Here is an 18881-nt window from a genome sequence, read left to right as displayed (position 1 = left end):
CCCCCGTCCACTGGTGTTTTAACAAATAGTAGCAGTCAAGCAGCCGGCCTCCATCCGCCGACCGCGACTGAGCTTTTCCGTTACGGCCCCCTCAAGGCCGCTTTTGTTCGACTAGACCGCTGCCGGCAAATCGGACACAGCGTGGTTCGCATTGTTTGCTGCTGCCCCGGGGCGTTAGAGGCGATGGTGAGGGCTCGATGTTTCAGGACGCCGAGCTATGTGCCCCTCTCCACCCTGGTTTCACCACCCCGAACGCCGCCTGCTGGCGGGAATCCTCGGTCTGCTCTGGACGGTGCTGGCTAGCGGCTGCGCGACCACGACTTCGCCGCACGCACCCGATGCCTTCGAGGAAGTCTCGCCCGCGTCCGAGCCCGAGGCTCCCGAGTACATCCCCGTCGTGCGCTACGGCCGCTACACCCTGGTCGAGTTGGCGCCCACGGTGGCGCAGCGCGACCTGCTGTTGCAGACCATCGACGTGTCCATCCCCGAGGATGCGCGCGCCACCGTCGGCGATGGGCTGCGGCATGTGCTCAAGCGCAGCGGTTACGGCCTGTGCCAGACAGCGCATGCGGTGATCGAGCTGTACGCGCTGCCGCTGCCGGCGGCGCACCTGCACCTCGGCCCCATGACCTTGCGCGATGCGCTGCTCACGCTGGCTGGCCCGGCCTGGGAACTGCACGCGGATGACCTCACACGACAGATTTGCTTTGAGCGGCCCGGCGAGAGCATGACCGCCGACAACACACCCGCGCCGCCCCCCATCGAGGCGGTGCAGACGTTCCCGCTGGCACCCGCAGTTTCGGGAGGCCAGCCATGAACGCTCCGCAATCCGCCCAGCGTTCAACCGCCGCCGTGGTGGTGCAGAGCCTGATGTGGCTCTGGCTGCTTGGCCTCAGTGTCCTCTTGGCCCTGGGCTACCAGGCCATGAACGACCAAGCCGACCAGGATCGCCTCGATTCCCGGCTGCAACGCCTCGAAGCGCAGGCGACAGGCCTGGCCGAGACCGTCGAGGCCATCCAGCAGCGGCCGGCCGTTGCCACGGCGGCAGACCTCAAAGACACCCGCCAAATCCTGGAAGCACGCGCGGCCCAGGTCGAGAAATCGCTGAGCGCCTATGCCGCTGCCGACGACCTTCAGGCACTGCGCGCCGAAGTCGAGCAGGTCAAGGCGCGCCAGACCACCGCACGCGCCGCAGTACCCGCCCAGCCGCGCGCACCGAGCAAGTCATCCGCCAAGCCCGAACCTCCGCCGCTGCCGTTCCGGGTCGTCGGTGCCGAACTGCGCGCCGGCGAGCGCAGCGTGTCTGTCGCGCCCAGCAGTGGCGACTTCACGCCCGACCAACTTCAGGTGCTGCTGCCAGGTGATGCGGTCGGCCCGTGGCGCTTGCAGGCGGTCGAGGGCAACACCGCGCTGTTCCAGACCGGCGACCAGACCCGTCGCATGGCGATTCCCTGACTGGAGTACAGCGCATGAAGCCGCCGATCATCCTTTCCGCGCTCCTGCTGGCGTCCGCCCAGTGGCCCGCCTTGGCGCAGCAGCCGCCTGCGGCTCCCGTCCGCAATGCGCAGAGCCAGGAGCGCTCGCTGGCCGCTCGCGTTCTGGACGACCGGGTGGCGAGCGACTGGGGCCTGCAACCGCAGGAGTGGGCGCGCTACCGCGAACTGATGGACGGGCCGCTGGGCATCTACTCGCCCAATCTGGACCCGTTGTCGGCCCTGGGCATCGAAGCCCGCACCGACGAGGAAAGGCGCCGCTACGCAGAGCTGCAGGTGCAGGTTGAGGCGCGCCGCGTCGAGAAGCTGCTCGCCTACCAGAGGGCCTACGACGAGGCCTGGCAGCGCCTGAATCCGGGGATGCAGCGCGTGAACCTGCCCGACGACAAGCCGGGCGCCGGCACATCCAGCAGTCCCTTGCGCGGCAGCGGCCGCATGGCGGTGTTCGTCAAGGACGGCTGCGCAGCCTGCGGACAGCTCGTGCAGCGCCTGCAATCCTCGGGCGCGGAGTTCGACCTGTACATGGTGGGCAGCCGCCAGGATGACGCGCGCATCCGCGACTGGGCCAAGCGCGCGCAGATCGACCCGGCGCGCGTGCGCGCCGGCAGCATCACGCTCAACCACGACGGCGGCCGCTGGCTGTCACTGGGCCTGCCCGGCGATCTGCCCGCCGCCGTGCGCGAGGTGAATGGCCAATGGCAACGCCAACCCTGACGGCGCCGTTGCGCGCACTGGTACTCGTTGCTGGCCTTTGCGCCTTCGTTGCCCAGGCCCAGGAAGTTCCACCACCGGCCTATCAGCTTGCCGCCCAGCGCGCGGGCATTCCCTCGACGGTGCTCTATGCCGTAGCCCTGCAAGAGAGCGGCATCCGGCGCAACGGGCGCATCGTCCCGTGGCCGTGGTCCCTCAACGTCGCCGGCCAGTCGCGCCGCTACGCGACCCGATCCGACGCCTGTGCCGGTTTGCACCAGGCGATGCGCTCCACGCCGCACACGCGCATCGACGCGGGCCTGGGCCAGATCAACCTCGGCTACCACCAGCAGCGCTACAGCACCGCGTGCGACCTGCTTGACCCGTACCGCAACCTCGCCATCGCCGCCGAGATCCTGAAAGAGCAGCACAGCCCCGGGGAGGATTGGTTGGTGGCGATCGGCCGTTACCACCGCCCCGCGGGAGGCGAGCCCGCCGCCCGCTATCGACGCAGCGTGTCGCGCCACCTCGCGCGCGTGCAAGGCACGCGCTCAACCCCGGCGGTCCTCGCCGCGCGCCAGGAGACCTCACCATGACGAAATCCCATCTGGCTCATCTCGCGGCGAAAGGCCTGCTCGTGCTGTTGGCGGGTCTGCCGCTGGCCTCGCGTGCCGGCGAGCCGCTGATCGTGGTCGAAGACCGTGGCGGCACGTCGGCGCTGCCGTACTACGAAGCCCTGAACCTTCAGCCGCGCGCCAACGCGCCGGCCCGGTCGCCCATCCTGACGCCTCAGATCCCTGCCACACCGGCGGACGAGGCCGCGATGCTGCCGGTGCGCAGCGCCAAGCTCACGTCCGGCACCGTCGCGCGGCGGGTGATCGAGGCGCCGGGCCTGCGTCCCTTCGTGGTCGTGGGCGACGACGAGACTTCCCAGGCCTGGTTGCGCCGCCATGCAGCCTCATTGCGCGAGCGCGGCGCGGTCGGTCTGGTGGTCAACGTCGAGACCGTGCAAGGCCTGGCGCGGCTGCGCGCCCTGGTGCATGGCGTGCCCCTCGCGCCCGTGTCCGGCGACGACCTGGCCGAGCGCCTGGGCCTGCGGCACTACCCGGCGCTGATCACGGCCACCGGCATCGAGCAATGAAGCCATGTCGGGGAAACAGCCCGTCGAGGTCCTGCTACGCCCCGCAGTGGAGCTATACACCGTCGCGGCGTGTGCAGGCGCCGCGTTTCTGTCCCTGGTGGCCCCGTGGTCGATCGCGCTAAGCCCGGCCATGGGCATCGGCAGCGCCCTGGCGTTTGGTGCCTACGGCGCGATCCGCTACCGCGACGCTCGCATCATCCTGCGCTACCGGCGCAACATCCGCAGGTTGCCTCGGTACGTGATGACCAGCAAGGACGTGCCGGTCAGCCAGCAGCGTCTGTTCGTGGGGCGCGGGTTCCTGTGGGAGCAGAAACACACCCATAGGCTCATGCAGACGTACCGGCCGGAGTTTCGGCGCTACGTCGAGCCGACGCCGGCCTATCGGCTGGCGCGCAGGCTGGAGGAACGGCTGGAGTTCGCGCCGTTCCCGCTGTCCCGGCTGTCGAAACTCACCGGCTGGGACGTACCTTGCAACCCGGTGCGGCCGCTGCCGCCAGTGGGCGGCCTGCCGCGCCTGCACGGAATCGAACCGGAGGAGGTGGACGTCAGCCTGCCGCTGGGCGAGCGCGTCGGGCACTCGCTGGTACTGGGCACCACGCGCGTGGGCAAGACCCGGTTGGCCGAGTTGTTCGTCACGCAGGACATCCGGCGCACGAACTCTGCGGGCGAGCACGAGGTCGTGATCTTCATCGACCCCAAAGGAGATGCCGATCTCCTGAAGCGGATGTATGTCGAGGCCAAGCGCGCGGGCCGCGAAGGCGAGTTCTATGTCTTCCATTTGGGCTGGCCGGACATTTCCGCGCGCTACAACGCCGTAGGCCGCTTCGGTCGCATCTCGGAAGTCGCCACCCGCATCGCGGGCCAGCTCTCCGGCGAAGGCAACAGCGCAGCCTTCAGGGAGTTCGCGTGGCGCTTCGTCAACATCATCGCCCGCGCCCTGGTGGAACTGGGGCAGCGCCCGGACTACATGCTGATCCAGCGGCACGTCATCAACATCGACGCGCTGTTCATCGAGTACGCCCAGCACTACTTCGCCAAGACCGAGCCCAAGGCCTGGGAGGTGATCGTTCAGATCGAGGCCAAGCTCAATGAGAAGAACATCCCGCGCAACATGATCGGGCGCGAGAAGCGCGTGGTGGCGCTGGAGCAGTACCTCTCCCAGGCCCGCAACTACGACCCGGTGCTGGACGGCCTGCGCTCTGCCGTCCGCTACGACAAGACGTACTTCGACAAGATCGTCGCCAGCCTGCTGCCGCTGCTGGAGAAGCTCACCAGCGGGAAGATTTCCCAGCTTCTGGCCCCGAATTATTCCGACCTGGCCGACCCGCGCCCGATCTTCGATTGGATGCAGGTCATCCGAAAGCGCGCCGTCGTCTACGTGGGCCTGGACGCGCTGTCCGACGCCGAGGTCGCCGCAGCGGTCGGCAATTCCATGTTCTCCGACCTGGTTTCGGTCGCAGGCCACATCTACAAGCACGGGATTGACGATGGCTTGCCGGGCGCTTCAGCCGGTGCGCGCGTGCCGATCAATGTCCATGCGGATGAGTTCAACGAGTTGATGGGCGACGAGTTCATCCCATTGATCAACAAGGGCGGTGGCGCAGGCCTCCAGGTCACCGCGTACACGCAGACCCTCTCGGACATCGAGGCCCGCATTGGCAACCGCGCCAAGGCCGGTCAGGTGATCGGCAACTTCAACAACCTGTTCATGCTGCGCGTGCGCGAGACCGCGACCGCTGAACTGCTGACCCGGCAACTACCGAAGGTCGAGGTCTATACGACCACCATCGTCAGCGGCGCGACCGACAGCTCGGACATTCGCGGGGCGACGGATTTCACGTCGAACACCCAGGACCGCATCAGCATGTCCAGCGTGCCGATGATCGAGCCGTCGCACGTCGTCGGCTTGCCCAAGGGCCAGTGCTTCGCGTTGTTGCAGGGTGGTCAGCTTTGGAAAGTGCGCATGCCGCTGCCGGCGCCGGACCCGGACGAGGTGATGCCGGCGGACTTGCAGCAACTGGCCGGGTACATGCGCCAGAGCTACAGCGAAGCCACGCAGTGGTGGGAGTTCACCAGTTCTCCGGCCCCGCAGGACGGGGCTTTGCCCAAGGACCTGCTGGATGAGGCTACGCCGACCGAAGCTGGCCCGGCAGCCACCGACGACAGCGCCGGCAACGAGGCCTCGTCATGAAGGACGCCGCCTCGACCGCGCAGCGGGAGCAGAACCAGCGCCAGGGCCTGATCGTCGGCACCATCACCTTGCCGTTCCGGCTGCTCGGGGTGCTGATCGGCTCGCTGCTGTTCTCGATCGTGGTCGAGTGCGTCGGCATGCACCTGTTCTGGAAGGACCAAGGCTGGCGCCACTCCCAGCAGATGTTGCAGTACGAGCTGGGGCATTTGTCCAACCATTTCACGCGCAGCGTCGTCGTGCAGGAGCCGGGCCGAACGGCGCACGAGCTGGTGGATACCGGCTACGAATGGGTGTTCGTGCGCTCGGGGCTGCTGGAGCGCATGAGCCAGACCGCCGAGCGCGCCCGCGCGCCCAGCCATGGGCAGACCCGCAACTTCCGGTACTACATCAGCCAGGTCTATGTCTGGACCGAGAGCTACCTGATCGCTGCGGCCTTCACGACGCTCACTTTCCTGGTGCGCCTGCTGGTCCTGGTGCTCACGCTGCCGCTGATCTTCACCGCGGCATTCGTCGGTCTGATCGACGGCCTGGTACGGCGGGACGTGCGCCGGTTCGGCGCGGGCCGGGAATCCGGTTTCATCTACCACCGGGCGAAGGCGAGCCTGATGCCGCTGGCCGTGTTGCCGTGGGTCACGTACCTGGCCTTGCCGATCTCGGTGCATCCACTCCTGATCCTGCTGCCGAGCGCCGCCTTGCTGGGACTGGCCGTGAGCCTGACCGCAGGCAGCTTCAAGAAGTACCTCTAGACCATCAATCCGGTCATCCGCAGGTTCCTATTGTTTGCGGCCTAAAAGCCCCTCGTTGCCCACGATCAACCCATTGCTGATCACACAGGAATGGCGCGATGTTGGCTCCGATCTGGCAGCGCGCCGCGCATCGCGGCGTGCCCACTTTTTTCGTGACGGCCCTCCTGCTGGGCCAGTCCCCGATGACATTGGCCGAGCCCCCCGCGCAGCGCCAGGAGCTGGTCGCCGCGCTGCGTCAACTCGACGCGCTGGAGCGCACCGTCACCAACAGCGCCGCGCATGCCCCCATCCAGCCGGGCGAGCGCTACCACTTCGATTACCCGCGGCTGCTGGCTGACTTGGCGCGCGTGCGCGCCGGCATCCAGGCCCACCTCACACCGTCGCGTGCCCAGCCGCGCGACCCCGCTGAACTGGCTGGCGACTACCGCACCGAGCGGACCGTCGCTCCATCGCCGACGACCGCGGAGGCCAAGCCATGAACGGCGCCCAGGTCTCGGCATTTCAAGCCAACAGCGGCATCGCGCCTTCGGCGATGGCGACCGTCCTGGTCGGCGTCGTGTTCGCGGTCCTGCTCGTCTGGGGCGTCTGGGCCATCCGAACGGCCTACGTGGGGTGGTCAGAGAGCCGCCTCAACCAGCGCCAGTTCCTCGGCGTCTGCATCCGCTTTGTCGCGATGTACCTCGTCCTGAGTTTCTTCCTCCTCTCCTGACCTGAAAGGCCTGACCATGCAAAACCGCATCCTCACGTCCCGTTTTTCCCAGCGTGCCGCCGTGGCCCTGGGCGCCGCCGCGCTGCCCGCGCTGTCGTTCGCGCAGGGGCTGCCGCAACTGGAGAACCCGACCCGCGGCACCGGCAACGGCATCATGGAAACGATCCGCAACTACGGCTACGACATCATCATGCTCGTGGCCCTGCTGGTCGTGGCGTCGATGTTTATCGGCGTCTGCTACCACGCCTACGGCACCTACGCGGAGATCCACACCGGCCGCAAGACGTGGGGCCAGTTCGGCCTCACGGTCGCCATCGGCGCCGTGCTGCTCGTGATCGGCATCTGGCTGCTCACCGAAGCCACCGGCATCCTGTAAGGCGAGGCTGGTATGTCCGAGCAGCAGCACGTCCGTGCGGACGGGACGGTCACGTTCCTTCCGCACCGGCTCAACCGCCATCCCGTGGTCGTGCGCGGCCTCACCGCCGACGAGCTGTGGATCTGCTGCGGCCTGTCCGGCGCGGCCGGCCTGCTGGTCGGCGCGCCGCTTTCGTGGGTGTTCCGCACGATCGCCATCGCACCGACGTTCGTTGTCCTGGGCGTGGCCTTGGGCGTGTTCATCGGCGGCGGCATCCTGCGCCGCCTCAAGCGTGGGCGCCCCGACACCTGGCTGTATCGACAGTTGCAGTGGCGCATCGCAACGCGCCATCCGCTGATGGCCGGCTGGGTGGGCGGCCACGTGCTGATCTCGCGCTCGGGCTTCTGGTCCACCCGCAGGAGCATGCGATGAGCCGCTTCAAGAACGAGATCACCCATCTGCAGGCGCACATCAAGACGCTCCGCCTGGGTGCCGGCGCGCTGGTCATCGTCGCTCTGGTCATGGGCGGCGGCTGGTGGAGCGCGCCGCGCGACCTAACCATCCACGTCCCGCCCGACCTGCGCTCCGGCAGTACCCGCAAGTGGTGGGAAGTTCCGCCCGAATCGGTCTATGCGTTCACGTTCTACGTGTTCCAGACCCTCAACCGCTGGCCGACGAACGGCGAAGAGGACTACGCGCGCAACCTCCACACGCTCTCGCCGTACCTCACCCCGTCCTGCCAGGCCTTCCTGCGGGCGGACTACGACTATCGCCGCAGCACGGGCGAGCTGCGCCAGCGCGTGCGCGGTATCTACGAAATCCCCGGCCGCGGCTACGGCGACGACCCCACGGCGCGCGTGCGCGTGGTCTCCGACCGCGACTGGGTGGTGAGGCTGGACATCACCGCCGACGAGTACTACGGCGCCGAGCAGGTCAAGCGGGCCTTGGTGCGCTACCCGGTGAAGGTCACGCGGGTGGACGTTGATCCCGCCCGCAACCCGTTCGGTCTGGCGCTTGACTGCTACGACGGTGCCCCCCAGCGCATCAGCGCCCCGGAGCCGTCGCGCCCGGCGCCTGGCGGCCTGTCTCCGCAAGCGCCCCAAGGAGGAAACACCCCATGAAGCATCCTGTATTCACGCTGCTTGGGCTGTTAGCCGTGGCTGCCTCGGCCACCATGCCCGCCGCTGTCCAGGCGGTCGAAATTCTGCGCTGGGAACGCATGCCGCTCGCGGTGCCGCTGAGGGTGGGCCAAGAGCGCATCGTGTTCATCGACCGGAACGTCCGCGTGGGCGTGCCTGCGGGCGCGGGCGAACGCCTGCGCGTGCAGAGCGCGGGCGGCGCGGTGTACCTGCGCGCCAGCGAACCGATCGAGCCCACGCGGCTGCAACTGCAGGACGCCGACACGGGCGCGCTGATCCTGCTCGACATCGCGGCCGAGCCGCCCAAGGACGGCGAGGCCGAGCTGGAGCCGGTGCGCATCGTCGAGGGCAGCAGCACCCCGGCGCGCTACGGCGATCAGGCAGGCGGTGCCGATGAGGCCCCGGCACGCGCCCAGGATCAGACAGGCGCTCAAGCGGCGCGGCGCGAAACCCCCGTGCCGGTCGTCCTGACGCGCTTCGCTGCGCAGAACCTCTATGCGCCGCTGCGCACCGTGGAGCCGCTGCCGGGTGTCATGCGGGTCAACCTGCGCCGTGACCTCGACCTCGGCACGCTGATGCCGACGCTGCCGGTGCGCGCGGTCGCGCTCGCGTCGTGGCGTCTGGAAGACCAGTGGGTCACTGCCGTGCGCTTGACCAACACCGGCGCGGGCAGGATCACGCTCGACCCGCGCGTGCTGCAAGGCGACTTCCTCACCGCCACCTTCCAGCACGAGGCGCTCGGCCCGCGCGGAACGCCCGAGGACACGACCGTCCTGTACCTGGTGACGCGAGGGCACGGCCTGGCGCAGTCGCTGCTGCCGGCGATCCACCGCTTCGACCCGGCCGTGCATCTGCCGCAACCGGAAGCTGAAGCCGGCGACGGCAAGGAGGCCCGCCATGCGCAGTAACGGCTTGCTCAAGTGGCTGATGATCCCGGTCGCCTTGCTAGTGCTGTTCGTCGCCATCCGGTTGTTTTCGGGTGGAAGCTCGTCGGCGCCGCTCGCCCCGGATGCCGGCGCCAAGCTCACACCCGAGGAAATGAAGGCGTTGGGCATCGAAGGCGATACCCCCCGCGATACAGTGGCAACGCTCGTCGCCCAGGTAAAGCAGTTGCGCACCGAGCTTCAGACCGCGCTGACCGACAACAAGTCGCAGCGCGAGGAAAACCAGCGGCTGCGCCAGCGCGAGAACTCCATCGATCAGCGCATCAATTCGGCCCTCGAATCCGAGCGCTCCAACCTGCGCCGCGACCAGGAACAGGCGGCCAGCGCGCGCCAGCAGACCGAAGGGCTGCTCGCCGACCTGCAGCGGCGTCTGGACAGCATCGGCGGGCGCGGCGGCGGCCATGCCGATCTGCCCGTGGGCCTGGGGCTGCGCGATGGCGACGAGGCCGACATGGAAGGCGGCATGCGCTGGGTCGAACCGGACGACGCGAAGAAGGCCGAGGGACGCAACGGCAGTCGTGGCACGGGCAGCGGCATGAGCTTCCCGACGAGCTTCGGCCCGGCGCAAAGCACGCTGGAAACGACCGCGGAAACCGTGGCGAACGCCGGCGCACGTGCGGCAGGCGTCAAGAGCGCCAAGCCGGTCTATACCGTGCCAACCAACTCAACGCTGATGGGGTCGGTCGCGATGACCGCGCTGATCGGTCGTGTGCCGATCGACGGGACGGTGAACGATCCGTACCCCTTCAAGGTGCTGGTCGGCCCGGACAACCTCACGGCCAACGGGATTGATATTCCCGACGTGGCCGGCGCCGTGTTCAGCGGAACCGCATCGGGTGACTGGACGCTCTCGTGCGTGCGCGGCCAGGTACGCAGCATCACCTTCGTCTTCAACGACGGCACGATCCGCACCATCCCCGAAGACCGCGAAGGCAACCAGCAGAACAACCAGCAGCGCGACGGCCTGGGCTGGATCAGCGATCCGCACGGCATCCCCTGCGTCAGTGGCGAACGGCGCAGCAACGCCCAGCAGTACCTCGGCTCGCAGGCCCTGATCACGGCGGCCGGTGCCGGCGTGGCCTCGCTCATCGAGAGCGACAGCGGCCGCATGTCCTACGTCGGCTCGGACGGCGCCATCGGCACCGTGGGCATCAGCGGCAAGGAAGCAGTCGGCCAGATCCTCGCGGGCGGCGTCCGGGACATGTCGGCCTGGGTCAACAAGCTCTACGGCCAGGCCTTCGCCTCCGTCTATGTCCAGCCTGGTGCCAAGGTTGCCGTCCACCTCGAAAAGCCGCTGGCCATCGATCACGACCCCGAAGGCCGGCGCGTCGATCACCGTGCAGGAGAAAGCCATGCGCTCGAACTCGATTAAGGGCCTCGCGCTGGCCGCGGCCGTCGCCGTGCTCGGCGGTTGCGCCACCAGCAAGGAAGAACTGCTGACCCATAGCGACCGCACCATGATGGACATCTGGCAGCAGGAAACGGGTGGCGGCGGCAGTGGCACCGGCCAGGTCGCGCGCCGGCAGTTGCTCGACGCGCGCCAGAGCCTGCGCCGGCCGCTGACCGACGCCGATGTGCAGGCTGCGCCCGTCGAGCAGATGCGCTACACGCGCTTGGCGCGCAACGAGGTTTATCGCCAGTTCCAGCGCCTGCCCAACCCCGATCTCGTCATGTATGTGTACCCGCACCTAGCGGGCACGGACCCCGTGCCGGTTCCGGGCTACACGACGGTCTTCCCGCTGTACCAGCGCGTGCAGTACGCCATGCCCGGTGAACGGCTGGAGGACTATTGATGCGCTGGAAACTTCCCTGGCCGAAGCTGGCCGCATCCGGCACCGGCGACGAAGAGAAGCCGGACGGCTGGCAGCGCCACGTCGAGGCCTTGCGCCAGGCCGGCGTCCCTGAACCCGGCGCAGCGGTCCAGGGCCGCAGGCCGGCGACGGTAGCCGACGAGCAGGCGCTGTACGACGTCGCGCCGTCGTTCGCGGAACTGCTGCCTTGGGTGGAGTTCTTGCCGCAGTCGAAGTCCATGCTGCTGGAGGATGGGCAGTCGGTCGCTGCCTTCTACGAGCTGGTGCCGCTGGGCACCGAGGGGCGGGAGCCCGGCTGGCTCGCGCATGCCCGCGATGCCTTGGAGAACGCGCTCCAGGACTCGTTCGATGAGCTGGACGAGAACCCCTGGGTGCTCCAGCTCTACGCCCAGGACGAGCCCAGCTTCGACCAGTACATGCAGACCCTGCGCGACTATGTGCAGCCGCGCGCCCGCGATACTGCGTTCACCGAGTTCTACCTGCGCTTCTTCGGCCACCATCTGCGCGCGGTCGCCAAGCCGGGCGGCCTGTTCGAGGACACGGTGGTCACGCGGCTGCGCTGGCGCGGCCAGACGCGGCGGGTGCGCATGGTGATCTATCGCCGTGCCACCGGGCAGGCAAGCCGCCGCGGCCAGACGCCCGAGCAGATGCTGAACATCGTCTGCGACCGCCTGTGCGGCGGCCTGGCGAACGCCGGCATCCAGGCACGGCGCATGGTCGCAGCCGACGTCCACGACTGGCTGCTGCGGTGGTTCAATCCGCGCCCCGCGATGCTCGGGCCTGGAGCCGAGGATCAGGAGCGCTTCTATGCACTGGCGCGCTACCCCGACAGCACCGAAGAAAGCGAGGCCGGCGAAATCGAGCTGGCGAGCGGGCGGGATTTCAGTCAGCGGCTGTTCTTCGGCCAGCCACGCTCCGACGTGGAGCACGGCACCTGGTATTTCGACGGCATGCCGCACCGCGTGCTGATCACCGACCGGCTGCGCATGCCGCCCGGCACCGGACACCTGACCGGCGAGACCCGCAAAGGGGATGCCATCAACACGCTGTTCGACCAGATGCCGGAAGACACCTTGCTGTGTCTCACGATGGTCGCCACGCCGCAGGATGTCCTGGAAGCGGATCTCAACCACCTGGCGAAGAAGGCCGTGGGCGAGACGCTGGCGTCGGAGCAGACGTTGAAGGACGTGCAGGAAGCCCGCTCCCTCATCGGCAGCGCGCACAAGCTCTACCGGGGGACGCTGGCATTCTACCTGCGCGGACGCGACGAAGCGGAACTGGACCGGCGCGGCCTGGACCTGGCGAACGTGATGCTCAATGCTGGCTTGCAGCCGGTGCGCGAGGACGACGAGGTGGCGCCGCTCAACAGCTACTTGCGGTGGCTGCCATGCTGCTACAACCCCGGCCAGGATCGGCGCAAGTGGTACACCCAACTGATGTTCGCTCAGCACGCGGCGAACCTGTCGCCGGTGTGGGGCCGCGCTCAAGGTACGGGGCACCCGGGCATCACGATGTTCAACCGCGGTGGCGGGCCGATCACCTTCGACCCGCTCAGCCGCCTGGATCGGCAGATGAACGCCCATCTGTTCCTGTTCGGCCCCACCGGCTCCGGCAAGAGCGCCACGCTCAACAACCTCTTGAATCAGGTCACGGCCATCTACCGACCGCGGCTGTTCATCGTGGAGGCTGGCAACAGCTTCGGCCTGTTCAGCGACTTCGCACGCAGGCTCGGGCTGACGGTAAACCGGGTCAAGCTGGCCCCAGGTTCGGGCATCAGCCTCGCGCCATTCGCAGACGCGCGTCGGCTGATCGAGACGCCCAGCGACGTGCAGACGCTCGACGCCGACGCGCTGGATGAAGACCCGCCACCAGATGCCTCGGCCATGGAGGCGGACGAGCAGCGCGACGTGCTCGGCGAACTGGAGATCACGGCGCGGCTGATGATCACGGGCGGAGAGGACAAGGAGGAAGCCCGGATGACACGGGCTGACCGCTCGCTGATCCGTCAGTGCATCCTCGACGCCGCCGAGCACTGCGTGGCCGACAAACGCACGGTGCTTACGCGCGACGTGCGCAACGCGTTGCGCGCCCGCGGCCAGGACCCGACGCTGCCCGAAATGCGCCGCGTGCGGCTGCTGGAGATGGCGGATGCGATGGACATGTTCTGTCAAGGCACGGACGGCGAAATGTTCGACCGCGACGGCACGCCGTGGCCCGAAGCCGACATCACCTTGGTTGACCTCGCGACATACGCCCGCGAGGGCTACAACGCGCAGCTCTCCATCGCTTACATCAGCCTGATCAGCACGGTGAACAACATCGCCGAGCGCGACCAATACCTTGGACGCCCGATCATCAACGTCACCGACGAAGGACACATCATCACGAAGAACCCACTGCTCGCGCCCTACGTGGTCAAGATCACGAAGATGTGGCGCAAGCTGGGCGCATGGTTCTGGTTGGCCACGCAGAACATCGACGATCTGCCGCGCGCAGCTGAGCCCATGCTCAACATGATCGAGTGGTGGATCTGCTTGTCGATGCCCCCGGATGAGGTGGAGAAGATCGCGCGGTTCCGCGAACTCAGCCCAGCACAGAAGGCGCTAATGTTGTCGGCGCGCAAAGAGGCGGGGAAATTCACCGAGGGCGTCATCCTCTCCAAGAGCATGGAAGTGCTGTTCCGTGCCGTGCCGCCGAGCCTGTACCTCGCGCTCGCGCAGACCGAACCCGAAGAGAAGGCCGAGCGCTACCAGCTCATGCAGCAATACGGCTGCTCCGAACTGGAGGCGGCCTTCAAGGTGGCCGAGAAGATCGACCAGGCACGCGGCATCGATTCGCCAGCCCTGGAACTGCCCTACTAAGCCGGAGAACGCCATGGAACCGAAACGTCCTTCCATTCCGATGCAGGTCCAGGTGTTCCGCCGTCGCAACGGGCGTCCCCGCTGGCCCTGGGCCTTGGCCGCTGCATTGGTCGCATTGCTGTTGATCTGGCTCGTCCCCCGGTCGCCCGATGAATCCTCAGCGCCGTCGCCCTCGCCGGTCAGCATGACGCAGACGCCGGGGTCACCCTGGCAGATGGGCAACCCAGAGGGCCGCTTCACGCTGACGCTCTATGCCGACCTGGAATGTCCGTTCTGCCGGGAGTATTTCCCGCAGCTCAAGCGCTGGGTCGGCAACAACACCGACGTGGCCCTGCAATGGCACCACCAGCCGCTGGCCGCACACGAGCCCGCCGCGTCGGCCGAGGCGCGTCTGGCCGAGTGCGCCGCCGAAGGTGGCGGGCATGCGGCGTTCTGGCAGGCGATCGAATGGGTCTATGCCCACACGCGCAGCGACGGCCAGGGCTTGCCCGATGGCCTGCGCTACCCCGCATCGACGCCGGCCGTCGAGCGGTGCCTGGCGAGCGAGCGGCCAGATGTGCTTATTCGCGCCCAGGCCGCTGAAGCCACCAAGAGCGGTGTGACCGCCACGCCGTCGCTGCGGCTGCTCGATCGCCAGACGGGTCAGACCATCCTGCTGCAGGGGCCGATCGAGGGCGATGCCTTGCTGTCGGCCATTGACATGCTGGCGACCGGGAACTCGGCCAGCGACACGGCGGCCGCACCCACCATCCCCACATCCGAAATGCCTGCCGACGTTGTCGGCGACATGCCCAGGTAGCCCTCGGTCTTGGAGGCTACGGCGCGGCTTGCCGCACTGACCGCTACCCGTTCGCTTCGCATCCTGGCTGCGAACAATCACCGCTGCGCGGTGGTGGATGCACCTTGTTCCGCTGTTTCCATCCCCAGGAGGGCTTGCCCTCCTGGGGTGGCGTCCTCCGTTCACATTCTGGAGGTCCGCCATGTCTCTCGTCGTAAATGACTCCTGCGTGGAGCCACGTTTTGCCCCAGCGTCCCAATCTGATGATTGGATCATCCGGCAGGCCATCGCGCTGCTGGAACAACGTGTTTTCAAGGCCGGGCCGCTTCTTGGCCAGCCACAGGCCGTGAAGGACTATCTGCGTCTGAAACTCGTCGCAGAACCGAACGAAGTGTTCGCCATCGTGTTCATGAACAGCCAGCACCGGGTGTTGGCCTATGAGCCGATGTTCAAGGGCACGCTCGATTCGACTGCAGTTTATCCGCGCGCTGTCGTGCAGCGTGCATTGGAGCTGAATGCCGGCGCGGTGATTTTTTCGCACCAGCATCCCTCGGGATGCACTGAGCCGTCGAGCTCGGATCGCGCTTTGACCGACCGACTGAAGGCTGCGTTGGCGCTCATCGATGTGCGAGTGTTGGACCACATCATCGTCGGCCAAGGCGCTCCATACTCGTTCGCGGAATCCGGTCTGCTGTAGCCCGCTCCTTGATCCACGCGGAGGCTTCGGCCTCCGCTTTTTCATGGGCGCGAGACAAGCAGGTATGCGGGCAGTGCGCGATGCGCATTGTTTGTTGGGGCCGCGTCGGCTTCGCGTTTGACTACTGCTCTGATCAACTTCAAGGGCACGCGACATGCCAGCATCTCTTTCCAGGTTCGCGCCGGGCTGGCGAACCCTCGGCCTGGCCGTGGCGCTGCCGGCAGCCCTGGCCGTTTTCAGCCCGGCCACCTTCGCCGCCGACGTGGTGGTCGTCACCGACAGCCGCCACCCGGTCAAGACCATGGGCGGCGAGCGGCTGATCGAACTGAACGAAGCCCACAGGATTGAAGCGGAGCTTTCCGCGGGACTGCCCACCGACCCCGAACAGGCGACGGCCATCGTCAAGCGCCGGCTGAATGGCGGCGGTGCCGATCTGCAGCGACGCATCGCTTCCGCATACCAAAGCGTTACCGACGCATGGAGTCTCGGCATCACCAGCCTCCCGGCCGTGGTGGTGGACAGGCGCTATGTGGTCTATGGCGAGTCGGATGTGGCTCGCGCTGTCGCGCGCATCGAGCAGCACCGGAGGACCCAGCCGTGACCCGACCATTCGACCTGATGCGCCGTCTGCATGCTGGCGTGGCTTCGTTGCTGCTGCTCAGCGCCACGGGCAGCTACGCCCTCAACACTGCCACCATCGTCGGCTCGGTAGCGTCACCCGACTGCCTCGAATACCGCGTCGTTGGCATCTGCTACTGGCTCTATTGCACCTGGACCGGCTGCACGGTGCGCACGTCCATCAAGGTGCGCCACTACATCCCCGATGCGGTGGTGTCGTCGTACTCGAATACCGGCGAAAACCCCTGGGTCGAGGTCCGGGCAATGAGCACGCCCAACCCGTCCGCCCAAGCGGGCGGCGATGGAACCACGAACGAGGATCACGAAAACAACCTCGCCAAGTTCAAAAACTCGGACGTTATCGGCCACCCCGGCGTCGAGGTGTTCAACCAGTTCGTCTCGTCGTCGGGTTACTTCTGCGAGGGCGCGGGCACGGCGTTCATGCCGTACTTGCTCAGCACCTTGGACACGCTGGCCTGGCGCTACAACGTGCCCGAGATGGCCTACCCGGAAGCGCTGATTCCGGGCCGGCGTGAGGTCGGCGCACGCACCACGATGAACCTGTGGGGCAACGTGTATCCCCGTGGCGGCTTCCTGCACCAGACCGACGACTTCAAGGCCGGCGCAGTGGTGGCCCAGCGTGCAGGCGATGTGGTCACGCGCCGGGGGCAGATCCACGTCTATCAGCCGTTGCTTGCCAACTCCCGCGACGGCTACTGGCCGGCAGGCGCGCTGATGGAGGGCGATGCCTCGACCGGAAAGTGGCAAGAACTCACGCCCGTCCTGTCGTCGTCCTGCACGGTCTTCCCGCGCAGCGGCTTTCTTACCCAGGCGCAGCAAGGCGACTACGCATGGGCGCTGTGGCGGCCGTATGCCTGCTGCGAACGCCGGGGCCAAGTGTTCCTGGGCAGCGTCGATTTTCTCTGAGGTGGTGCCATGAAGTTCCGTCCTGCATTCAATCCGTTCTCCCGCCGGGCACGTCGCACGGAGATCGTCCTGGCGCTGGCCGGCGCCCTCGCGCTGGGCAGCGGCGTGGCCTGGGGTCAACTGGGCTACCAGACCAGCGGCAGTGTCATCGGCGATGACGTCATGTACTCGATCGGTGGCGGCAACGCCGTGTCGATGGGCCGTGCGGCCGGCATGCGCTCTCTCGGTGTCGGCGTGGGTTGGAACAGCAACTTGATCTGCGGCGACATGAGCATCCAGACCACGTTGAAGAACCAACTTAACGGCATCACCAACGGCTTCCAGCAAATCATGTCGTCGGTGATCCAGAGTGCCACCAGTGCGGTGGCATCGTTGCCCGCGCTGATCATCCAGCGGGCCGATCCCGGTTTGTACAACCTGCTCACCAATGGCGTGCTGCAGGCGCGACTCGATTTCGACCGCAGCAAGCTGACGTGCCGTGCCATGGCCGAGAAGATGGCCGAAATGGCGGGCGGCCAGCTCGGCTGGAGCCAGATGGCCGAAGGGCTGGCGCTGCGCGATGCCGTGTCGAGCACGGATGCGGTCTCGGCCATCGAGCAAGCCGAGACGCGCCGCGGCAATGACGGCGTGCCGTGGGTCGGGGGCAGCAACGCGGGCGGCTCCGGCCAGCCCGCGATCAAGGTCGTCGGCGATGTCACCCGCGCCGGCTACAACCTGGTCAACGGCCGCGGCGTGACCGACACCTCATCCATCGCGCCGGCCAGTTGCAGCAGCCTCTCGTGCCAGACCTGGGCCTCTCCGCAGGCCGCCGTCGAGTGGGCCACGCGCGTGCTCGGCGAGAAGGAGCAGCGCACGTGCGATGCCTGCACCAAGACCGAGACGACGCCGGGCGTCGGGCTCACGCCGCTGATCCAGGAGGAGTACGACGCCAAGCTGCAGGCGCTCCAGGACCTGGTGACCAAGGCCAAGAACACGACGCCGGAGAACCTGCGCGAAGCTGGCAGCGCGTCGCTGCCGATCACGCGCGGCGTGATCGAGGCGCTGCGCGACGAGCCCGACCAGCACCTGCTGTCGCAGCGCTTGGCGTCCGAAGTCGCGCTGGCGTCCGTGCTGGAGAAAGCGCTGCTGCTGCAGCGCACGCTGCTCACGGGCAAGAAGGAGCCCAACGTCGCGGCCAACGAGCTTGCCGTTGAGGCGGTGAACCACGAGAGCGACACGCTCGACCGTGAGATTCGCAACCTCAAGACCGAACTGGAGCTGCGGCGCGAGCTGGCGAACAACTCACCCATGGCGATCATCCAGCGCCACGGCGCACGTGCGGCCGGCTCGCGCGGCATCTACGAGGGCGATCCTGTGCCGGACCGTCTCGACCAGCTCCAGAAGGGCAACCCGGGGAGTCGGCCATGAGCCCGGCGCGCATGGCCTGGCGGCCGCTGCGCTGGTTGTTCAGCCGGCGCGCGGCGAAGACGCTGCTGTGGCTGGTGCTGATCGTTGCCGCCGCCGTGGGGGCGAACGTCGCGGGCATCTACCTAGTCGGCAGCGTTGCAGGCTGGGAACGGTGGCTGACGGCCTCCGCAGGGTATTTCTTCATCTGGCGGCTGTGCGTGTACGCGGCAACGGCCTATGGATGGTTCTGGATGCGCCGCCGGGTGCTCGCCCGCGAAGACCAAAGCGGGACAGATGGGCAGGCGCGGCGCCGGCTGATCCGCACCGAGGTCGCCAGCGTCGTCGCCATCGTCGCGCTGGAAACCAGCCTGTTGATGGAGGCCGCTTGAGGGGAG

22 protein-coding genes are annotated in these 18881 nt (G+C 67.5%); all 22 read left to right on the top strand.

What is annotated here, in order from left to right:
* Positions 1-217 precede the first annotated feature (217 nt).
* The 22 genes from pilL2 (at position 218) to CR156_RS05220 (ending at position 18875) form a co-directional block, all read left to right on the top strand.
* Positions 218-817, top strand: a complete 600-nt coding sequence (pilL2, locus tag CR156_RS05325; protein WP_017640422.1) for a PFGI-1 class ICE element type IV pilus protein PilL2 — start codon at positions 218-220, stop codon at positions 815-817.
* A complete protein-coding gene (locus CR156_RS05320; protein WP_017640423.1) occupies positions 814-1455 on the top strand; it encodes a hypothetical protein in 642 nt (213 codons plus the stop codon). The genes pilL2 and CR156_RS05320 overlap by 4 nt, the downstream gene beginning before the upstream one ends.
* A gap of 14 nt (positions 1456-1469) precedes the next feature.
* Positions 1470-2207 carry a TIGR03759 family integrating conjugative element protein gene (locus tag CR156_RS05315; protein ID WP_100552108.1) on the top strand — a complete coding sequence of 246 codons (738 nt, stop codon included), beginning with the start codon at positions 1470-1472 and terminating at the stop codon, positions 2205-2207.
* A complete protein-coding gene (locus CR156_RS05310; protein ID WP_017640425.1) occupies positions 2189-2779 on the top strand; it encodes a transglycosylase SLT domain-containing protein in 591 nt (196 codons plus the stop codon). Before CR156_RS05315 ends, CR156_RS05310 begins: the two co-directional genes overlap by 19 nt.
* Positions 2776-3324, top strand: coding sequence for an integrating conjugative element protein (locus CR156_RS05305; protein ID WP_017640426.1), 549 nt, complete (start codon positions 2776-2778; stop codon positions 3322-3324). Before CR156_RS05310 ends, CR156_RS05305 begins: the two co-directional genes overlap by 4 nt.
* 4 nt (positions 3325-3328) lie before the next feature.
* A complete protein-coding gene (gene traD / locus CR156_RS05300; protein WP_100552107.1) occupies positions 3329-5515 on the top strand; it encodes a type IV conjugative transfer system coupling protein TraD in 2187 nt (728 codons plus the stop codon).
* A complete protein-coding gene (locus CR156_RS05295) occupies positions 5512-6261 on the top strand; it encodes a TIGR03747 family integrating conjugative element membrane protein (protein ID WP_017640428.1) in 750 nt (249 codons plus the stop codon). Before traD ends, CR156_RS05295 begins: the two co-directional genes overlap by 4 nt.
* Before the next feature lie 98 nt (positions 6262-6359).
* Positions 6360-6740, top strand: coding sequence for an integrative conjugative element protein, RAQPRD family (locus CR156_RS05290; protein WP_017640429.1), 381 nt, complete (start codon positions 6360-6362; stop codon positions 6738-6740).
* Positions 6737-6970 (top strand): TIGR03758 family integrating conjugative element protein, encoded by a 234-nt coding sequence (locus CR156_RS05285; protein WP_003050225.1) that lies wholly within the window; start codon positions 6737-6739, stop codon positions 6968-6970. Before CR156_RS05290 ends, CR156_RS05285 begins: the two co-directional genes overlap by 4 nt.
* A gap of 16 nt (positions 6971-6986) precedes the next feature.
* The gene (locus CR156_RS05280; RefSeq protein ID WP_017640430.1) at positions 6987-7346 is read left to right on the top strand and encodes a TIGR03745 family integrating conjugative element membrane protein; all 360 of its coding nucleotides are present in this window, start codon (positions 6987-6989) and stop codon (positions 7344-7346) included.
* Positions 7347-7358: 12 nt separating this feature from the next.
* Complete coding sequence (locus CR156_RS05275; protein WP_003105639.1) at positions 7359-7757, top strand: TIGR03750 family conjugal transfer protein; 399 nt, start codon at positions 7359-7361, stop codon at positions 7755-7757.
* Positions 7754-8446, top strand: coding sequence for a PFL_4703 family integrating conjugative element protein (locus CR156_RS05270; RefSeq protein WP_017640431.1), 693 nt, complete (start codon positions 7754-7756; stop codon positions 8444-8446). Before CR156_RS05275 ends, CR156_RS05270 begins: the two co-directional genes overlap by 4 nt.
* Positions 8443-9372: a TIGR03749 family integrating conjugative element protein gene (locus tag CR156_RS05265; protein WP_017640432.1), complete on the top strand. Its 930-nt coding sequence runs from the start codon at positions 8443-8445 to the stop codon at positions 9370-9372. The genes CR156_RS05270 and CR156_RS05265 overlap by 4 nt, the downstream gene beginning before the upstream one ends.
* Positions 9362-10780, top strand: a complete 1419-nt coding sequence (locus CR156_RS05260) for a TIGR03752 family integrating conjugative element protein (protein ID WP_047219621.1) — start codon at positions 9362-9364, stop codon at positions 10778-10780. Before CR156_RS05265 ends, CR156_RS05260 begins: the two co-directional genes overlap by 11 nt.
* Positions 10761-11201, top strand: coding sequence for a TIGR03751 family conjugal transfer lipoprotein (locus CR156_RS05255; RefSeq protein WP_017640434.1), 441 nt, complete (start codon positions 10761-10763; stop codon positions 11199-11201). Before CR156_RS05260 ends, CR156_RS05255 begins: the two co-directional genes overlap by 20 nt.
* The gene (locus CR156_RS05250; RefSeq protein ID WP_017640435.1) at positions 11201-14080 is read left to right on the top strand and encodes a conjugative transfer ATPase; all 2880 of its coding nucleotides are present in this window, start codon (positions 11201-11203) and stop codon (positions 14078-14080) included. Before CR156_RS05255 ends, CR156_RS05250 begins: the two co-directional genes overlap by 1 nt.
* Before the next feature lie 13 nt (positions 14081-14093).
* On the top strand, positions 14094-14879 hold the full coding sequence (locus CR156_RS05245) for a DsbA family protein (RefSeq protein ID WP_017640436.1): 786 nt from the start codon (positions 14094-14096) through the stop codon (positions 14877-14879).
* A 181-nt stretch (positions 14880-15060) separates the two neighbouring features.
* Positions 15061-15555 carry a RadC family protein gene (radC, locus tag CR156_RS05240; RefSeq protein ID WP_017640437.1) on the top strand — a complete coding sequence of 165 codons (495 nt, stop codon included), beginning with the start codon at positions 15061-15063 and terminating at the stop codon, positions 15553-15555.
* Positions 15556-15709: 154 nt separating this feature from the next.
* A complete protein-coding gene (locus CR156_RS05235) occupies positions 15710-16156 on the top strand; it encodes a TIGR03757 family integrating conjugative element protein (protein WP_026083770.1) in 447 nt (148 codons plus the stop codon).
* A 17-nt stretch (positions 16157-16173) separates the two neighbouring features.
* Positions 16174-17100, top strand: a complete 927-nt coding sequence (locus CR156_RS05230; RefSeq protein ID WP_222934056.1) for a TIGR03756 family integrating conjugative element protein — start codon at positions 16174-16176, stop codon at positions 17098-17100.
* A 9-nt stretch (positions 17101-17109) separates the two neighbouring features.
* Positions 17110-18507: an integrating conjugative element protein gene (locus tag CR156_RS05225; RefSeq protein WP_039016603.1), complete on the top strand. Its 1398-nt coding sequence runs from the start codon at positions 17110-17112 to the stop codon at positions 18505-18507.
* Entirely contained in the window at positions 18504-18875 is a 372-nt protein-coding gene (locus CR156_RS05220; protein WP_047219619.1) for a hypothetical protein, read from the top strand. Before CR156_RS05225 ends, CR156_RS05220 begins: the two co-directional genes overlap by 4 nt.
* Positions 18876-18881: the final 6 nt, after the last annotated feature.

The sequence above is a fragment of the Stenotrophomonas lactitubi genome, from assembly GCF_002803515.1.
Classification (GTDB): domain Bacteria; phylum Pseudomonadota; class Gammaproteobacteria; order Xanthomonadales; family Xanthomonadaceae; genus Stenotrophomonas; species Stenotrophomonas lactitubi.
This window is presented reverse-complemented; position numbering and strand designations above follow the sequence as displayed.

Bases quoted from the DNA above. Each gene is read 5' to 3' on its own strand.
- pilL2 (WP_017640422.1), top strand. From the start codon at position 218: ATGTGCCCCTCTCCACCCTGGTTTCACCACCCCGAACGCCGCCTGCTG.
- CR156_RS05320 (WP_017640423.1), top strand. From the start codon at position 814: ATGAACGCTCCGCAATCCGCCCAGCGTTCAACCGCCGCCGTGGTGGTG.
- CR156_RS05315 (WP_100552108.1), top strand. From the start codon at position 1,470: ATGAAGCCGCCGATCATCCTTTCCGCGCTCCTGCTGGCGTCCGCCCAG.
- CR156_RS05310 (WP_017640425.1), top strand. From the start codon at position 2,189: ATGGCAACGCCAACCCTGACGGCGCCGTTGCGCGCACTGGTACTCGTT.
- CR156_RS05305 (WP_017640426.1), top strand. From the start codon at position 2,776: ATGACGAAATCCCATCTGGCTCATCTCGCGGCGAAAGGCCTGCTCGTG.
- traD (WP_100552107.1), top strand. From the start codon at position 3,329: ATGTCGGGGAAACAGCCCGTCGAGGTCCTGCTACGCCCCGCAGTGGAG.
- CR156_RS05295 (WP_017640428.1), top strand. From the start codon at position 5,512: ATGAAGGACGCCGCCTCGACCGCGCAGCGGGAGCAGAACCAGCGCCAG.
- CR156_RS05290 (WP_017640429.1), top strand. From the start codon at position 6,360: ATGTTGGCTCCGATCTGGCAGCGCGCCGCGCATCGCGGCGTGCCCACT.
- CR156_RS05285 (WP_003050225.1), top strand. From the start codon at position 6,737: ATGAACGGCGCCCAGGTCTCGGCATTTCAAGCCAACAGCGGCATCGCG.
- CR156_RS05280 (WP_017640430.1), top strand. From the start codon at position 6,987: ATGCAAAACCGCATCCTCACGTCCCGTTTTTCCCAGCGTGCCGCCGTG.
- CR156_RS05275 (WP_003105639.1), top strand. From the start codon at position 7,359: ATGTCCGAGCAGCAGCACGTCCGTGCGGACGGGACGGTCACGTTCCTT.
- CR156_RS05270 (WP_017640431.1), top strand. From the start codon at position 7,754: ATGAGCCGCTTCAAGAACGAGATCACCCATCTGCAGGCGCACATCAAG.
- CR156_RS05265 (WP_017640432.1), top strand. From the start codon at position 8,443: ATGAAGCATCCTGTATTCACGCTGCTTGGGCTGTTAGCCGTGGCTGCC.
- CR156_RS05260 (WP_047219621.1), top strand. From the start codon at position 9,362: ATGCGCAGTAACGGCTTGCTCAAGTGGCTGATGATCCCGGTCGCCTTG.
- CR156_RS05255 (WP_017640434.1), top strand. From the start codon at position 10,761: ATGCGCTCGAACTCGATTAAGGGCCTCGCGCTGGCCGCGGCCGTCGCC.
- CR156_RS05250 (WP_017640435.1), top strand. From the start codon at position 11,201: ATGCGCTGGAAACTTCCCTGGCCGAAGCTGGCCGCATCCGGCACCGGC.
- CR156_RS05245 (WP_017640436.1), top strand. From the start codon at position 14,094: ATGGAACCGAAACGTCCTTCCATTCCGATGCAGGTCCAGGTGTTCCGC.
- radC (WP_017640437.1), top strand. From the start codon at position 15,061: ATGTCTCTCGTCGTAAATGACTCCTGCGTGGAGCCACGTTTTGCCCCA.
- CR156_RS05235 (WP_026083770.1), top strand. From the start codon at position 15,710: ATGCCAGCATCTCTTTCCAGGTTCGCGCCGGGCTGGCGAACCCTCGGC.
- CR156_RS05230 (WP_222934056.1), top strand. From the start codon at position 16,174: ATGCGCCGTCTGCATGCTGGCGTGGCTTCGTTGCTGCTGCTCAGCGCC.
- CR156_RS05225 (WP_039016603.1), top strand. From the start codon at position 17,110: ATGAAGTTCCGTCCTGCATTCAATCCGTTCTCCCGCCGGGCACGTCGC.
- CR156_RS05220 (WP_047219619.1), top strand. From the start codon at position 18,504: ATGAGCCCGGCGCGCATGGCCTGGCGGCCGCTGCGCTGGTTGTTCAGC.